At 46.8% G+C, this 17,423-nt stretch carries 13 protein-coding genes and 1 riboswitch; of the genes, 9 read left to right on the top strand and 4 right to left on the bottom strand.

The genetic code is table 11. The features are described 5' to 3' along the window. The 5 genes from carB to NE665_RS17950 all read left to right on the top strand — a co-directional run bounded on the left by carB (position 1) and on the right by NE665_RS17950 (position 8,822). Positions 1-3,219: a carbamoyl-phosphate synthase large subunit gene (carB, locus tag NE665_RS17930; protein WP_117443067.1), complete on the top strand. Its 3,219-nt coding sequence runs from the start codon at positions 1-3 to the stop codon at positions 3,217-3,219. A 168-nt stretch (positions 3,220-3,387) separates the two neighbouring features. Continuing rightward, positions 3,388-4,146 (top strand): SDR family NAD(P)-dependent oxidoreductase, encoded by a 759-nt coding sequence (locus NE665_RS17935; protein ID WP_117443066.1) that lies wholly within the window; start codon positions 3,388-3,390, stop codon positions 4,144-4,146. Positions 4,147-4,748: 602 nt separating this feature from the next. Continuing rightward, positions 4,749-4,827, top strand: a riboswitch (ZMP/ZTP riboswitch). Between the two features lie 104 nt (positions 4,828-4,931). Beyond that, complete coding sequence (gene pflB / locus NE665_RS17940; protein WP_021420860.1) at positions 4,932-7,184, top strand: formate C-acetyltransferase; 2,253 nt, start codon at positions 4,932-4,934, stop codon at positions 7,182-7,184. Between the two features lie 61 nt (positions 7,185-7,245). Continuing rightward, positions 7,246-7,986, top strand: coding sequence for a pyruvate formate-lyase-activating protein (gene pflA, locus NE665_RS17945; RefSeq protein ID WP_117443065.1), 741 nt, complete (start codon positions 7,246-7,248; stop codon positions 7,984-7,986). A gap of 170 nt (positions 7,987-8,156) precedes the next feature. After that, positions 8,157-8,822, top strand: a complete 666-nt coding sequence (locus tag NE665_RS17950) for a class I fructose-bisphosphate aldolase (protein WP_117443064.1) — start codon at positions 8,157-8,159, stop codon at positions 8,820-8,822. A gap of 162 nt (positions 8,823-8,984) precedes the next feature. Here NE665_RS17950 and NE665_RS17955 read toward each other — a convergent pair whose 3' ends face one another. Both NE665_RS17955 and NE665_RS17960 read right to left on the bottom strand, forming a co-directional pair. Further along, positions 8,985-9,674 (bottom strand): phosphatase PAP2 family protein, encoded by a 690-nt coding sequence (locus tag NE665_RS17955; RefSeq protein WP_117443063.1) that lies wholly within the window; start codon positions 9,672-9,674, stop codon positions 8,985-8,987. Between the two features lie 84 nt (positions 9,675-9,758). After that, the gene (locus tag NE665_RS17960) at positions 9,759-10,109 is read right to left on the bottom strand and encodes a DsrE family protein (protein WP_117443062.1); all 351 of its coding nucleotides are present in this window, start codon (positions 10,107-10,109) and stop codon (positions 9,759-9,761) included. Between the two features lie 178 nt (positions 10,110-10,287). Between NE665_RS17960 and NE665_RS17965 the strand changes: the two genes are divergently transcribed. Then, the gene (locus NE665_RS17965; RefSeq protein WP_118654570.1) at positions 10,288-11,259 is read left to right on the top strand and encodes a phosphotransacetylase; all 972 of its coding nucleotides are present in this window, start codon (positions 10,288-10,290) and stop codon (positions 11,257-11,259) included. A 278-nt stretch (positions 11,260-11,537) separates the two neighbouring features. On the opposite strand, the gene NE665_RS17970 is transcribed toward NE665_RS17965, so the two are convergent. Next, positions 11,538-12,410 carry a LysR family transcriptional regulator gene (locus NE665_RS17970; RefSeq protein WP_117443060.1) on the bottom strand — a complete coding sequence of 291 codons (873 nt, stop codon included), beginning with the start codon at positions 12,408-12,410 and terminating at the stop codon, positions 11,538-11,540. Positions 12,411-12,532: 122 nt separating this feature from the next. Between NE665_RS17970 and NE665_RS17975 the strand changes: the two genes are divergently transcribed. Then, positions 12,533-13,807, top strand: coding sequence for an L-serine ammonia-lyase, iron-sulfur-dependent, subunit alpha (locus NE665_RS17975; protein ID WP_117443059.1), 1,275 nt, complete (start codon positions 12,533-12,535; stop codon positions 13,805-13,807). Positions 13,808-14,226: 419 nt separating this feature from the next. On the opposite strand, the gene NE665_RS17980 is transcribed toward NE665_RS17975, so the two are convergent. Next, positions 14,227-15,282, bottom strand: a complete 1,056-nt coding sequence (locus tag NE665_RS17980; RefSeq protein ID WP_117443058.1) for a lysylphosphatidylglycerol synthase transmembrane domain-containing protein — start codon at positions 15,280-15,282, stop codon at positions 14,227-14,229. A 148-nt stretch (positions 15,283-15,430) separates the two neighbouring features. On the opposite strand from NE665_RS17980, the gene NE665_RS17985 reads away from it, so the two are divergent. Both NE665_RS17985 and murB read left to right on the top strand, forming a co-directional pair. After that, positions 15,431-16,381 carry an NAD(P)-dependent oxidoreductase gene (locus tag NE665_RS17985; protein ID WP_117443057.1) on the top strand — a complete coding sequence of 317 codons (951 nt, stop codon included), beginning with the start codon at positions 15,431-15,433 and terminating at the stop codon, positions 16,379-16,381. 104 nt (positions 16,382-16,485) lie between these two features. Then, positions 16,486-17,403: a UDP-N-acetylmuramate dehydrogenase gene (gene murB, locus NE665_RS17990; protein ID WP_256302591.1), complete on the top strand. Its 918-nt coding sequence runs from the start codon at positions 16,486-16,488 to the stop codon at positions 17,401-17,403. Positions 17,404-17,423: the final 20 nt, after the last annotated feature.

Genomic DNA, 17,423 nt, shown 5'->3' on the forward strand with positions numbered 1-17,423 from the left:
ATGACAAAGCGTACAGATATGAAAAAAATACTTGTGATCGGGTCTGGACCAATTGTCATCGGACAGGCTGCGGAGTTTGATTATGCCGGAAGTCAGGCCTGTCAGTCCCTTCGTGAGGAAGGCTATGAGGTCGTCCTGATCAATTCCAATCCGGCAACGATCATGACCGATACGGCGATTGCGGATCGTGTCTATATTGAACCTCTGACCCTTGAATTTGCCAGCCGCATCATATATAAAGAACGCCCGGATGCCGTACTGGGCAGTCTGGGGGGACAAACCGGATTGAATCTGGTTGTTGAACTAGCTGAATCAGGTATCCTTGAGGAATACGATGTGGAGATTTTGGGAACGGACTTAGCTGCCATCAACAAGGCGGAGGATCGTGAGCTGTTTCGGAATCTGATGTATGAAATCAACGAACCGGTACCGGAGAGCGATATCGTACATACCGTGGAGGAGGCGATTGCCTTTGCGAATTCCATTGGCTATCCGGTAGTTGTTCGTCCGGCGTACACACTGGGAGGAACCGGTGGAGGCTTTGCGGATACGGAAGAGGAGCTGCGTATCATTGCGGATAACGGATTAAAGCTGTCTCCGGTACATCAGTGTCTGATTGAACGCAGCATCGCAGGCTTTAAAGAAATCGAATATGAGGTTATGCGGGACAATAACGATAATGCTATCATGGTCTGTAACATGGAAAACATCGATCCGGTGGGAATTCATACCGGTGATTCTATGGTTGTGGCGCCTGTGCAGACGTTGTCCGATCGTGAGCATCAGATGCTGCGCAATGCCAGTCTGAAAATTATACGTGCCCTGAAAATATGCGGCGGCTGCAATGTACAGCTGGCTCTGGATCCCAATAACTTCAAATACTATATCATTGAGGTGAATCCAAGAGTATCCCGCTCTTCAGCGCTCGCCTCCAAGGCTACCGGCTATCCGATTGCAAAGCTGGCCGCAAAGATTGCAGTCGGTATGACGTTGGATGAAATCATCAATCCGATTACCAGGACGAGCTATGCCTGCTTTGAGCCGTCACTGGATTACATCGTTACGAAGCTGGCACGATTCCCGTTTGATAAATTTGAGAGGGCCGATCGTCGTTTGGGAACACAGATGAAGTCTACCGGTGAAGTTATGTCCATCGGTCGCAATTTTGAAGAAAGCTTTCTGAAGGCAGTACGCTCTCTGGAAATGAAATGTGATCACATCGATCATAAGGAAATCGATGCCTGTACAACCGAGCAGCTGTGGGAGAAGATTGCGGTAAAGGATGATCTGCGCATGTTTGGCATCGCTGAGCTGATTCGCCGCAAGGAATCGCTGGCACGTGTTCATGAAATCACGAAGATTGACATGTTCTTCCTGCATAAATTTGCGAATATCATTTCTCTGGAAGAGGAAATGATGGCACATCCACAAAATCTTTCCGTACTCCGTACGTTGAAGGAAAACGGCTTTGCGGATTCCTATATCGCCCGCAAGTGGGGGATGAAGGAGCGCTCCCTCTATGAGCTGCGGAAGAATAACGGCATCGTACCAGTATACAAAATGGTAGATACCTGTGCAGCGGAATTTGAAAGTGCGACACCGTATTTCTATTCCACCTATGAACAGGAAACGGAATCCTTCCGTACAGACCGTAAGAAAATCATCGTTCTCGGCTCCGGACCGATTCGTATCGGACAGGGTGTGGAATTCGACTATGCGACCGTACACTGTGTAATGACACTGCGGGAGCGCGGCTATGAGGCGATCGTTATCAACAACAATCCGGAAACGGTATCGACAGACTTTTCTATATCCGATAAGCTGTATTTTGAACCGCTGACGATTGAGGATGTTATGCACGTTGTGGATCTGGAACAGCCGCTGGGCGTGATTGTACAGTTCGGCGGACAGACGGCAATCAATCTGGCGGATAAGCTGGTGGAGCGCGGTGTGAAGATTCTGGGAACCTCCCTCAAGGATATTGACCGTGCCGAAGACCGCCATGCGTTTGAAGCAATGCTGCATACGCTGGATATTCCACAGCCACAGGGGGAAACAGCTGTGGAGGTTGAGGAAGCAGTCGACATTGCGAACCGCATCGGGTATCCGGTACTGGTACGCCCTTCTTATGTCCTTGGCGGACGTGCGATGGAAATCGTGCACAATGATGACGATCTGCGTATTTATATGGCGACAGCAGTTAAGGAAATCAGCCACGATGCACCGATTTTGGTGGATAAATACATCGTCGGCAAGGAGCTGGAAATCGATGCCATCTGCGATGGTGAGCATGTGGTTATTCCGGGAATCATGGAGCATATCGAGCGGGCCGGTATTCACTCCGGTGACTCGATCAGTGTCTATCCGCCGCAGACCATTTCCGACAAGGTGCGCGACACCATTGTTGATTACAGCATTCGTATCGGAAAGGGATTCCACTTTATCGGCTTGTTCAATATCCAGTTTATCGTGGAGGCGCCAAAGGATGGAAAAGAGGAAATGGTATATGTTCTGGAGGTCAATCCGCGAAGCTCCCGTACCGTACCATTCTTAAGCAAAATCACCGGAGTGGCAATGAGTCATATCGCAACACGCTGTGTTCTAGGTGACTCCTTGGCTGAGCAAGGCTATGAGGAAGGTCTCCGTCCGTTTGAGGATCGTGTTTTTGTCAAGGCGCCGGTGTTCTCCTTTGCGAAGCTGCGCAGCGTTGATACGGTGCTGGGACCGGAAATGAAATCGACCGGAGAAGCACTGGGTGGTGATGTTACCTTGGAAAAAGCACTGTATAAGGCACTGCTTGCCAGCGGTATCCGTATTCCGAATCATGGAAATGTATTGATGACGATTGCGGATGACGACAAGGAAGAGGGGCTGCGCATGGCAAAGCGTTTCTCTGCCATCGGTTATGGCATTTATGCGACAAGTGGAACCGCGAAGTTCTTACAGGAAAACGGGTTGTTTGTGAAAACGGTTAATAAGATTTCCCAGGAGGGCGATTTGAATGTCCTGGATGTGATCCGCAGGGGGAAGGTAAATTATGTGATCAATACCATGTCCAGCGAGGATAAGGAGGTAACCAATGACGGCTTCCTGATTCGTCGTGTATCCGCAGAAAATAATATCAGCTGCTTCACCTCCTTTGATACGGCAAATGCGATATTAAAGGTGCTGGAGGCCTTGAATTTTACGACCATTTCAATGAATGAGCTGGAGCACTAGCAAATAATTGCTTAGTGCAGCCTTGTAAAGGAAAATCGAATAGCTTTTTTGACATTTCAGGCGAAAGGAAAAGACGGGTTCTATGTGGCTCGTCTTTTCCTTTCTTAAGTTGAAGTTAAAAATCAGTTGTGCTATAGTGTACTTAACATACAGGAAAGGAGTGCTTTCATGAGTACATTCGAGTCTTTAAAAGACAAGGTAGTAGTTGTAACAGGGGGAACACGCGGTATCGGTTTTGCGGCAGTAAAAGGATTTTTGGATAATGGATCAAAGGTTGCAATGTTTGGCTCCCGTCAGGAAACCGTTGACAAGGCAATGAAAGCTCTAAAGGAAGAAAATCCGGACTATCCGGTAAGAGGATACCATCCGGATTTACAGAGTGAAGAGGAAATTACAGAGGTGCTTGCGGATATCAAAAAGGAATTTGGTACGGTTGATGTTCTGATCAACAACGCAGGTGTTTCTGATGCTTACTCTATCTTTGATTACAGCGATTCTCATTTCCTTGAGGTAATGAAAATCAATGTCGATGCAGTTTTCCGTCTCTCACGCCTGTGCGCACCGATGATGAAGGAAAAGGGGGCTGGTGTGATCATCAATACAAGCTCGATGGTCTCCCGTTTTGGTCAGCAGTCCGGTAGTGCATATCCAACAAGTAAATTCGCAGTGAATGGAATGACGCAGTCGCTTGCCAGAGAGCTTGGGTCCTATGGAATCCGAATCAATGCAGTTGCCCCAGGCATCATTGGTACGGATATGGTAAAGGCACTGGATCAAAATATGATCAATGCCATGGCATCAACGATTCCTTTAAAGCGAATTGGAAATCCGGAAGACATTGCTAATGCAATGCTGTTTCTAGCAAGTGATCTGGCAGCATATGTCACTGGTGCTGTCTTGTCTGTTGACGGCGGCTTTGTAGGATAACACTTCTATAAGGCATTTTCCCTTGTGCAGCATCCCGAAAGGCCCAAGTATTGTAAAACGAGTTTCCAGAAGAAGCCAGGAAACAGTATGATTTGAAGCGCCTACATACAAAGCGTAGGAGCTGCTGTGGTTTTGACTGGAATACATAAGCAATCCGCTGCCCCTGCTGCTTGCGCAGTCGTATGATGATTACGCATAGCGCTTTAGCTGATTTTGATGCCGTTGGCATACTATGATTCACATACAAGCGAAGAGGACATGAAAACCTCTTCGTTTTGTCATCTGCAGAAGGGAGCTTAGATTGGACTGCTTTTGCATGAATAGGTGCCAGAAGTAAATAAGGTGGAGTATGAAACAAAAAAACAAGAAGGTTATTGTTGACAGATTCTGTAAAATAGCGTATTCTATAAATGGAGTTAGATAAAACTAACAAAGAGATTGCAGTGTCTTTGTTTTCCTTATAACCTTACAACCAGAGAACATCTGACTTCATAAAAAGACTGTCTGTTTCTGCCGGTAAGCTGCAACAGGCGGTCTACCTTTTTGTAAGCTTAATTTGTATGCAAGCCTATTGACGTTCGGCTAAAAAAATGATACAGTTTAGTCAGTTATATGACTGACGGAAGTGGAATTGACCACAGGGAGTATAATGTATAGGAGCCGACCGTCTGGGCAGAAGAGCTCGGGACAACTGTCGGCTCTTTTCTTGTGGATGAATCAGTCATATGATTTATCTTACGAAACCATTTCATAACAGAATGAAACAGGAGGACGCAGGATTTATGATGAATGAACGCAAAGAATGGGAAGGCTTTACAGGCCGCCTCTGGAAAGAGGAAATCAATGTTCGGGATTTTATTCAGAACAACTACAAGCCATATGATGGGGACGAGTCTTTTCTGGCTGAACCAACAGAAGCAACGAACAAGCTGTGGCAAGAGCTGCAGAAGCTGCAGAAGGAAGAACGCGCAAAGAACGGTGTTCTCGATATGGAAACAGAAATCGTTTCCTCTTTGACCTCATACGGTCCCGGCTACATCAAGGATGAATTAAAGGATTTGGAGGCAGTCGTTGGCTTGCAGACAGACAAGCCGCTGAAGCGTGCTTTCATGCCATACGGCGGTATCAAAATGAGCGAAGAGGCTTGTACGACCTATGGATATGAGCCAAGTGAAAAGCTGCATGAAATCTTCCACGAATATCACAAGACACACAATGATGCCGTGTTTGATTGCTATACACCGGAAATGCGTCTTGCCAGACGGAACAAGATCGTCACCGGTCTTCCGGATACCTATGGACGCGGACGGATCGTTGGCGATTATCGTCGGGTTGCCCTGTACGGTATCGATTATCTGATCGAACAAAAACAGAAGGATAAGGCAAATTGCGGCTGCGGTGTGATGAGCGATGACATCATCCGGCAGCGTGAGGAGCTAGCGGAGCAGATCAAGGCGTTAAAGGGTATGAAGGCGATGGCTGCACTTTACGGCTTTGATATCAGCGGACCTGCAACAACTGCGAAGGAGGCTGTTCAGTGGCTGTACTTCGGTTATCTGGCTGCTATCAAAACACAGAACGGTGCTGCGATGAGTGTCGGCCGTGTTTCCACCTTCCTTGATATTTATATCGAACGTGATCTGGAGGCAGGAATTCTTACCGAGAGCGAGGCTCAGGAGCTGATCGATCATATGACGATGAAGTTCCGTATGGTGAAATTTGCACGTATTCCTTCCTACAATCAGCTGTTCTCCGGTGACCCGGTATGGGCTACACTGGATCTGGCAGGTCTGGGAATGGATGGCCGCCACATGGTTACAAAATCTGACTTCCGTTTCCTGCACACACTGGAAAATATGGGGCCGGCACCGGAGCCGAACCTTACGGTGCTGTATTCTTCACATCTGCCGGAAAGCTTTAAAACATATTCTGCGCGCATCTCGATTGAAACAAGCTCTGTTCAGTATGAGAATGATGATGTTATGCGTCCGGTATGGGGCGATGACTATGCGGTATGCTGCTGTGTAAGTGCTACACAGACCGGCAAGGAAATGCAGTTCTTCGGAGCACGTGCAAACCTTGCGAAATGTCTGCTGTATGCGATCAACGGTGGAGTCGATGAAAAGACGAAGGCACAGGTTGGTCCGGAATATCGCCCAATCACAAGCGAGTATCTGGATTATGATGAGGTTATGCATAAGTATGACAACATGATGGAATGGCTTGCTGACCTGTATGTCAACATTTTGAACCTGATTCAGTACATGCATGATAAATATTATTATGAAAGCTCCTTGATGGCGCTGATCGATACCGATGTGCGCAGAACCTTTGCAACCGGTATTGCCGGATTCTCACACGTTGTAGATTCCCTGGCAGCAATCAAATATGCCAAGGTTAAAACAGTTCGTGATGAAGACGGACTGGTGATCGATTATGAAATTGAGGGTGATTTCCCTCGCTATGGAAACGATGATGACCGTGCAGATGACATCGCAGTATGGCTGCTGAAGACCTTTATGGAGAAAATCGAAAAGCGTCATACCTACCGTGACTCTGAGCCGACAACCTCGATTCTTACCATTACCTCCAATGTCGTATACGGTAAGGCTACCGGAGCGCTCCCAGACGGGCGCAAGGCCGGGGAACCACTGTCACCGGGGGCAAATCCTTCCTATGGTGCAGAGCAGAATGGTCTGCTGGCTTCCCTGAATTCTGTAACTAAGCTGCCTTATGAATATGCATTGGACGGCATCAGCAATACGCAGACGATCAGTCCGGACGCATTGGGACACAACGAGGATGAGCGTGCCGATAATCTGGTACATGTTCTGGACGGATATTTCGATCAGGGAGCTCACCACCTGAATGTCAATGTATTCGGTATTGAAAAGCTGCATGATGCTATGGAGCACCCGGAGAAAGAGGAATACGCAAACTTCACGATCCGTGTTTCCGGATATGCTGTGAAATTTATTGACCTGACACGTGAACAGCAGCTGGATGTTATTTCCAGAACCTGCCACGCCAGTCTGTAATTAACAAATCAAAGAGGTCTGTTATACAAACAGGCCTTTCTACATTTACGGAGGTTATCTTATGAGTGTAAAAGGAGCAATTCATTCCATTGAAACCTTTGGTTCCGTTGATGGACCAGGGGTGCGCTTTGTTATTTTTCTAAAGGGCTGTGCCATGCGCTGCCAATATTGCCATAATCCGGATACCTGGAAATGCGAAGAGCCGGATACAGACAGTGAGGCATTGCTGAAGCGTGCATTGCGCTATCGCAGCTATTGGGGGAAAACCGGCGGTATCACTGTCAGCGGGGGAGAGCCTTTGCTACAACTTGACTTTCTTCTGGATTTGTTTCAAAAGGCGAAGAAGGAGAATATTCATACGGTTTTAGATACGGCAGGAAATCCATTTACCAGAGAAGGAAAATTCTTTGCGATGTTTCAGCAGCTGATGGAGGTTACCGATCTTATTCTGCTCGATCTTAAGGTTTTCGATGAGGATAAGCATCGTGCGCTAACGGGCCAAAGCAATCGCAATATTCTGGATCTGGCGAGATATCTTTCTGATATCGGTAAGCCTGTCTGGATACGCCATGTACTCGTACCGGGAATCAATGACAGTGATGAGGATCTTCACAAGCTGGATGCTTTTTTACAGACCTTGCACAATGTGGAGCGTGTTGAGATTTTACCATATCATACACTGGGTGCCTATAAGTGGGAGGAGCTTGGCTATCCCTATGCACTAAAGGATGTCCTGCCTCCGGACAAAGCACTTGTAGAGCATGCGAATGAGCTGCTGCACACAGCGCAGTATGATTCATAAATAATTTTGAAGCCGGATGCTGCAGAAAAATCCGGCTTTTTCATACTGTTTTATGAGCTGGTGCAGTTGTAGCGGAAGGGCTGCATACCGATATCTTGAAAATTCTCAAAAGCACTGTTTTTCTATATCATAAAGTGGTATGATGACAATAGATGGAAGGAGGTATCATCATGAGTGATCCAAGACGTATTCGCATGCACACAGGCAAAGGTTTTATTGCAGCGCTTGATCAAAGCGGCGGCAGTACACCGAAAGCACTTCGACTGTATGGTATTGCAGAGGATGCATATCATAGCGATGAAGAGATGTTTGATCTGGTTCATGAAATGAGAACCAGAATAATGACGTGCCCTTCCTTTACAAGCGAGCATATCCTCGCAGCTATTCTGTTTGAAAACACCATGGAACGAAAGGTGAAGGGGGAGTACACCGCGGATTATCTGTGGAATCAGAAGGGGATTCTTCCGATTCTGGAGCCTGAGGTAGATATCAAAGCATTCGATAAGGCAGATTGCGAGGTTCTGCTGAAGGCGGAAATCAAAAAGCATCTGGCGAAGCTGACAGCAGATGAAATCATTATGTTTAAGCTGACCATTCCAAGTATTGACGACTTTTACAGCGAGCTGATGGAGGACCCGCACGTTCTTCGCATTGTCGCATTATCCGGCGGATATACAAGAGATGAAGCAAATGAAAAACTGGCAAGAAATCCGGGTCTGATTGCGAGCTTCTCCCGGGCATTATCGCAGGGGCTTTGTGTGACACAGAGTGATGAGGAATTTGATGCTTTACTGAAAAGCTCTATCCAATCAATTTATGATGCCAGCATTACCTGAAAGACATGGTCTGCACATGAAGCAATCGCGAAAGGGCTTTTAATTAACGTAGGATTGAGTGAATATCACTCCACACCCTTATGAGATTTCGTAGGTAACTGCTTTGTTTCACATCATCATGGGATTAAAAAGATGCAGAGGGTCTGCATCTTTTTGTGTACGCTAAAGGTCAGGGGACTTGGATTTTCGATATAGAAGCTTCCTATATGGGATTTTATATAGATATTTTCTCCAGTTTGTCTGCATGCATACCTTATATAAAGCCAGCGTCAGAAGTCCTCCCAAAACGACATCAATGATGGAGTGCTGTTTCAGGACAACCGTTGAAAGACACACCGCAATTCCGCTTACCAGGGTAAGACTCTTGACGAGCGCCGCATGGGAAAACGTTTGGTAGCGCATGACGATGATCATGATTGCCACGGTACTGGAAACATGGATGGAGGGACAGACATTGGTTGGTGTGTCGATGGCATACAGCATACCGGCTATTCGTGCAAGCAGGTTGTCATGTACGATCGTTGGACGCAGCTGCAGTCCGTTGGGCAGTATGGTATAAATCAGCAAACAGATTGTCATACCGCTAAACATGATAAAGCAAAGGTCCAAAAAATCCTTACGTGAATGAAATAGAAAATACCCGAGAGAAGCTGCAAGCATGGGGAACCAGGCAAAGTAAGGAATCACAAAGCCTTCATGAAAGGGAATCCAGTCATCGATGGGGCAATGTATGATAAATCTGGGAACCGCAAAGGCCTCCAGAAGCTCAAAGTAAAGCAGATAGGGGATAAAATAAAGAAGGCACAGCGCATACGGATGCTCTTTGACCCAGTCCACCGCTTTTTTTAACATGCACATCCTCCTCTCCGAATGGTATTTATTATAGTACGAATTTCCATTTATTTCAAATGAAAAAAAAATCCGACCTGTGCCGGATTACGGTTTGATGTAGGAATATCCCTCCTGCTGTTTGACAGCCAGCTCGACGACACCGCTTGCTACGGTAGATACGCCGTTTAAAAGCTCCTGTTCCTCCAGCTTCTGCCCCTTCATCGCATTGCGGCAGGCTGCTATGATTACACCGCGCTTCATAAAATCACAGAAAACCGCTTTGTATTCCAGCTGCTCAGCGGCCTCCTCCTTCAGCTGACGGACTGCTCTGCCGTTAACGACGATTTCAATATGGGAATCCTGATGCAGCTGTTCGCAATATGCAAGCATATGGGTTACATTTCCCTGTACAAGCGGCCAGCGTTTTTCTTCATCAATGTGAAATACCACGTTCATATGAGGACCTCCTCCTTTTGATTATCTTTATGGTCATTGTACGATACCTGGCTCTTACTTGCAAGCGGGAAACCTGTCAGGTTATCATATGTTGTGAAAAAATTCATAAAGTTTTTATTTGAAAGCGGTATCACAAGTGTTAGAATAGCTGTGTAAGAAAGGTGAGTGTGATAAGCATATGAAGAATCTGGAGCATCATCTATTGGGCAAGCACCCGAGAATCGGATTTGCTGAGGGTGCCAATCCCGATGTGATCCGTGCGGCTATACGGCATGTCGAGAACGGCTTTATACTGCCGGTGCTGATTGGTCATAAAAAGGAAATTCTATGGCATGCGAAGGAGATGGGTGTTGATATCAGCGGTGTGGAAATCGCTGATATAGAAAGCTTTGCAAATAAGGCGGAAATGGTGTCCCGCATGCTGATGATCCGCCGTGGTGACTGGAGCAGAACAGACTGTGAGGAAAAGCTGCGGGACATCAATTATTTTTCAACGATGTATCTGGAGCTGGGCTATATCGATGGCCTGGTCGGCGGTGTTATCGCAACGACAGCGGAAACCATGCGGCCCGCTTTACAGCTGATCAGAACTGCGGAGAACGAGCGGACTGTATCCAGCTGTGTATTGCTGGAACGGGATAACGTTCATTATATTATGGGTGATTGTACGCTGAATGTGGATCCATCCGTTTCAGAGCTGGTCGAGATCACCCTGCAGTGTGCCAGAACAGCACGACAGTTTGGCATTGAGCCAAAGGTAGGCATTTTATCCTATTCCACGTTTGGCTCCGGAAGCGGTGCAAGCGTGGATAAAGTGCGTGTTGTGGCTGAGCATCTGAAACGAATGCCGCTGGATTTCGCTGTTGATGGGGAGATACAGGTGGATGCCGCAATCTCACCGATCGTCGCAAAGGTTAAGGCGAGCGAATCTACGATAGCAGGAGAAATGAATACGCTGATTTTTCCAAATATCGATGCTGGAAATATCGGCTATAAGATTGCTGTTGAGCTGGGCGGCTTTACCATGTTCGGCCCGATTTTACAGGGCTTGCGCAAGCCGGTAAATATTTTGACACGAAGAGCAAGTGTGGATACGATCTATTCCATTGGCATCATAACCGGTGTCCAGGCAGTAGAGAATCGCTCCTGAAAAAGATGGAGGCTGCAAGGCTGCTAAAATAAATACGAAAAGAAAAAATGGGAATGCGATGAAAATAGTTTCCCATTTTTTGTATAAAAATATGTCAAATGTAGTGATTCCATCTATTTGCGTGTATATAGTTGGACGGTGAAAGGGTGAGAAGATACAACGTTCAACATCCCCTACGATTCGGCAGCATGCGGATGCCATCTTTTCCCATGCTTTGAAAATGGCTGATCAAAGGTGCTGTGCAGCGCAACATTCAGCAAACCGGCTTCAAATACAGGCTAGGAAGCAAAGGATAAAAAGGCATTCATATGTGGAGTGAGCCACTTGCTTTTATGATATACGATCTGGCGGTATACCCGCAGCTGAAAATCCCGCGGTCGTAGAATGGACAGACGTCCCTGATCCACATAGGGCTGTACACAGAAGGCGGGAAGAAAGGAAATCTCCGGTTCGCTTAACAGCTCCCGTATGATAAATTCAGTATTTCCTATTTCCAAATACGGGTGAACCTGCTGCTTGATAGACAAGGCATACTGATCCAGCTCATAGCGATAGCTGGCAGCACTCTCCGTAAGAATCAGCTCCTCCTGTAATAAATCCTTGAGAATCAGCGACTTTCGTTTTGTCAGTGCATGGGATGGGTGGCACACAAATACGATTTCCTCCGGTTCATCTACGACGCGAATCCAGTCTGGATGATACTGTCTGCGGTCGATAAAATATACAATATCGAGTTCGTTGTGATTCATCATATCCAGTAAAATCTCCGGAGATGAGGTTTCCACGCTGATAGAGATTTGCGGATACGTCGTATGAAAGGCATGCAGAAGCTCCGGGAAGGAGGAAGCACACAGCGATTCCGTCATGCCGATGCGCAGATGCCCCTCCAGCTCCTGTGCCTCCTGCAGTGCCAGCTTGGCTTTTTCACTTTCATCGATAATGCGGCAGGCATAGCCATAGAAGATATCACCCTGCTGCGTAAGTGAAATCGTCTTACCGAAGCGGTCAAACAGCCGTGTATGCAGCTCTTTTTCCAGCTGCTGAATCTGAATGGTGACGGCAGCCTGTGTATAGCCCAGTGCAGCCGCAGCCTTCGAGAAGCTCTTCAGCTGAGCTACCCGCTGAAATGTTCGTAATGTACGCAGTTCCATAAATCCTCCCATAAAGATAATTTAATCATCTTATAAAATATATAAAATTTTCATAAATATATGGTGATGATATAATACATTTAAAGAGAAGTCAACGCAAAACGCGAAAAGGGAGAAATTTTATGAAAAAACAGGATGCGCAGTATCGAGGATATGTGGCACTGCTGAAAAAAGAGCTCGTTCCGGCTATGGGGTGTACGGAGCCGATTGCGATTGCCTATGCGGCAGCCCAGGCAGCTGCACGTCTGAAGGAAGAAATAAAACAGGTGGATATTTATGCCAGTGGAAATATTATCAAAAATGTGAAAAGTGTTACAGTGCCCAATACCGGAGGGCGCAAGGGAATACAAAGTGCGGCCGCTATCGGTATTATCGCCGGAGATCCTTCCCTTGGTCTGGAGGTTATTTCACATGTTCAAGCAGAACAGATTGTACAAATGGAAGCATTTCTTGAAAAGACAGCGATGTATGTGCATCATGAGCAGTGCAGCTGTGCTTTGCAGGTTGGTGTCAAAGTTACGGGGGATTTGCATACGGTTCTGGTATGTATCCAGAACGAGCATTCCAATATCGTCCGTATTGAAGAGGATGGAGTGTGTGTGCTGGACAAGACAGAGAACAGGAATACACAGGAGCTGTTGGATGCCATGCAGTTTTCCATGCAGGGAATCTATGAATTTGCACAAATAGCGGATCTTGCGGATGTACAGGCGGTGCTGGAGCGCCAGATACAATGCAATACCGCAATAGCGGAAGAGGGACTTGCCCATTCCTATGGAGCCAATATCGGTTCTGTGCTGCTCTCTACCTATGGAGACAGTGTACAGATTCGTGCGCGTGCGCTGGCTGCGGCTGGAAGTGATGCCAGAATGAGCGGCTGTGAGCTGCCTGTGATTATCAACAGCGGAAGCGGAAATCAGGGGATGACCTGCTCCCTACCGGTGATCGCCTATGCAAGGGAGCTTCATTCCAGCAAGGAGCAGCTGTACCGGGCACTGCTGATTTCCAATCTCTCCACACTGTATCAGAAAAAGTATATCGGGCGCCTTTCCGCCTATTGCGGTGCGGTCAGTGCGGGTGCTGGAGCCGGAGCAGGAATCGCGTATCTGCTGGGAGGAGACTATGATCATATCTGCCATGCCATCGTCAATGCACTCGCGATAACATCAGGAATGATCTGTGATGGAGCCAAGCCCTCCTGTGCAGCAAAAATATCAACTGCGGTTGATGCCGGGATCATGGGCTGCATGATGTATCAAAAGGGGAAGCAGTTTTATCGTGGAGAGGGAATTGTTTGCCGCGATATTGAGGAAACCATCATGGGGGTTGGTCAGCTGGCAAGAGATGGTATGAAGGAAACAGATGATGAAATCATAAAGCTGATGATACAAAATTAACGGCTTAAAAGCAAAGGAACTGGATATAAAAAGCTGTCTGATACCTGTACATAACGATGTGAGGCGCAGACAGCTTTTTTGATGAAGCAGCAAGGCTTTTGTGCTTGCGATCCTGCTGTTTTCTGTATCAGCTGTACGTTTCTGCAGCCTGCAAAGTATATATAAATGATAGCTTATCAAAGGTTGTGCACGGGATGTTCTCGTATAACCATGTAAAAAGCAAAGGGATTCCGGATGCATTTTCTCCGGACAGGCAGGAATTTTTATCGCTGCAGTTTCCTACAAGATGCTGTACTGTGTGCATATTACTTTCTCTCATGGTGAGCGTGATGTGGCAACACAGGAGCAGTAATTGCTTCCGCAGAATCATGTGTCTGTGGGTGGCTGCGTTTGTCTCAGCGCTCAACAATCGACGTCTGTTAAGCAGACATCTCGGTATTCTGTTTGATTTTTTTCAGACTGCTGCGGCTGATATCCGGTGATAAAAGCATACAGATGCCGCCAAGTACGGTATTGGTATAAAAGGTGATTGCCCGCCATACCAGCATGATGCTGGCGGCCTGGGCTGCTGTGACAAGCGGCGTAAAGATAAGGGTAAAGGTTGTTTCTGCCACGCCATGCTTGCCATATACCGGCAGCGCAGATAAGATGAGATCTACGAAAAAGGATGCCGAAAAAAAGAGTGGTATATCCTGCGGATGAATATCAATTTGCAGAAAGAATGCTATGAAAAGCGGCAGGGAATGCCGCACACTCAGCTTTAATGTGTTCAGCAGATGAACCTTCAGCATCAGGCGATAATCTTTTTTATACAGACCGTTTGCTGTCTGCAGAGAGTCCGCGAAGCGCTGCAATGCCTGCTGAATGGACAGCTGATCAAATGGCAGCTGCAGCTTGTCAATCAGAAAACCGATGCCCTTGCTCAATCCTGTGAAAACTCCCGGACACAGAAACAGCAGTGCGACTGCCAGAATGGGAACGGTACTGATTACAAAGCCGGTCAGAGCCAGAATGCTTTCCTCCGGAAATAAAGGAATCAGAAGATCACAGCTGATGAAGACAGCGCAGGCGCTGAGTGCCATATAGGAAATCTGATACAGAAGCTGATCCATGACAAGGATGCTGCAGCCCTGTTCCCATGAAATGCTCTTGACCTTGAATAACAGCATTTGCGCCGCCTTTGCAACAGCGGATGCACTGACATTCATCAGAAACAGAGAAATCAGTGAATTGGATATCCCGCTTTTCATACGATAAGCAGGATTGACCTTTCTGCAAAGCACATAGATTCCGATTCCTCCAATCACATAGACGGAAGCACTGAGCAGAATCAGCACAAATGTGTAGCGCAGCTGCAAATGCTGCAGCGTATCGATAATTTCCGCAGCATGGTCTTTGATATTGATGTAGAGCATGCCGGCAACAAACAATGCCAGCAGCACATATTTTACTGTATGCTTCAACCATTCCTTCATAATCTTACCTCATATGCATAAGGATACTACAATTTTGTAAAAAAAGACAGATATCCTAGCAAAACATGATAAAATAATGTCATGTAAGGAAAGAGCTATCGGAAGACAATTTACGAAATGTAGGGTGTATCTTACAGGAGGAGAAGACATGAAGCATCGTATCTGTATTTTAAATATTGCAAGAATCAATTATGATCATAAGCTGGATACCAGCTGTATAAAGGGAGAGGTTATAGCCTATGAGGACAGTGATTCCCAGCAGATTCTGCAGCGTGTTCAGGGCTGTGAAATCGTAGTCAGTAAGGAGCTGGAGCTATCCAAAGCACTGATTGAGCAGTTTCCAGACAGTGTCCAACTGATTTGTGAGGCAGGAACCGGCTATAACAATATTGATCTGGAAGCCTGCCGCAAAAAGGGGATCATCGTCTGCAATACGCCTGCCTATTCCACAAAGCGTGTGGCACATACGGCGATCATGCTGCTTTTAAGCCTCAGCAGCTCCATGCGCGAGCAGCTGCAAATGCTGGAACATAAAGATTACCGAAATTTCACAAGGCATATGATGGTGGAGCATACCGAGGTCAATGATAAGACGCTGGGCGTTATCGGCTATGGCAGTATCGGACAGGAGGTAATCCGTATTGCGCGGGTTCTGGACATGCATATTCTGGTGTACACAAGAACACCGCGGGAGCATGTTGAGGGCGTGCGTTTTGTTTCCCTGACAACGCTTCTGAAGGAAAGTGATTATGTTTCTCTGCATTGTCCGCTTACCTCGCAAACCAGACATCTGATTGATGAAGCTCATCTGTCTATGATGAAGCCTTCTGCCGCGATCATCAATACGGCGCGAGGTGCCCTTATCGATGAACAGGCGCTGATAGCTGCCTTGCAGAGCAAGCAGATTGCCAAAGCTGCCCTGGATGTGCAGGAAGAGGAGCCGATGCGTGAGGATAATCCATTGTTTACTATGCCAAATGTTATTGTTACACCGCATATGGGATGGCGGGGTTTGGAAACCAGACAGCGTCTTTTGCAGCTGGTGGCTGGTAATATTGAAGCATATCTAAAGGGAGCTGTTATCAATCGCGTTGTCTGACTGCCGGTGTGCAGTCTTTCTTTTACGGCGGATATGAATTTTACGGGCATTTCTATTTAACATTATCAGATTCTACATATAATAGAGGTGAGAGGATGATACATGTGGATACATTAGAAAAGGCATTCCAGTTTCTTCAGGATGAAGGGATTGCGGCGAGAAGACATATCGAATTAAAACAATATACAACCCTGCATATCGGAGGTGAGGCACAGATTCTGGCAGAGCCGTCCAGTATTGCGCAGATTCAGCAATGTCTGGCAATATGTAAGAAATATCGCATAGAATGGTTTCTGCTTGGAAATGGCAGCAATGTTCTGGCAATGGATGAAGGCTTTTTGGGTATGGTCATTGTTCTGTCAACGAATTATAACAGCATCCATCTGGAGAAGGAAAATCGTGTACGTGCACAAAGCGGGGCAGCCATCAAGGCGGTTAGTGCATTTTGTGCCGCGCATTCTTTAAGTGGTCTGGAATTTGCCTGCGGAATTCCGGGAAGCGTCGGAGGAGCTGTATATATGAATGCCGGCGCATATGGCGGAGAAACAAAGGATGTATTGCTGGAAGCTGTTTGGATGGATGAAAACGGAAGTCTTCATACAAGCTGCGCTGCACAGCTGGAGCTGTCATATCGACACAGTCGATTTTCAAAGCATGGCGGTATCGTGCTGGAAGCTGTATATGCATTGACCCCTGGAAGGCAGGAGGCAATTCTGGCACAAATGGAGGAGCTGATGCGGCGGCGAAGAGAAAAGCAGCCGCTGGATGCCTATAGTGCCGGTTCTACCTTTAAGCGTCCACAGGGTAATTATGCATCAGCTTTGATACGGGATGCAGGATTGATGGGTACAAAGGTTCATGATGCCCAGGTATCGACAAAGCATGCCGGCTTTCTCATCAATCGCAGTGCTGCCAGCAGTCAGGATTTTTTGGAGCTGATTCACAAGGTGCAGCAGGAGGTCAAAGCACATAGCGGCTATGAGCTGGAGTGTGAAATCCGTTTTCTGAAAAATCAGCGATGATGCTGTGTGTTAAAGCCGAG

This window comes from Clostridium sp. DFI.1.208 (assembly GCF_024463855.1).
GTDB lineage: Bacteria > Bacillota_I > Bacilli_A > Erysipelotrichales > Erysipelotrichaceae > Clostridium_AQ.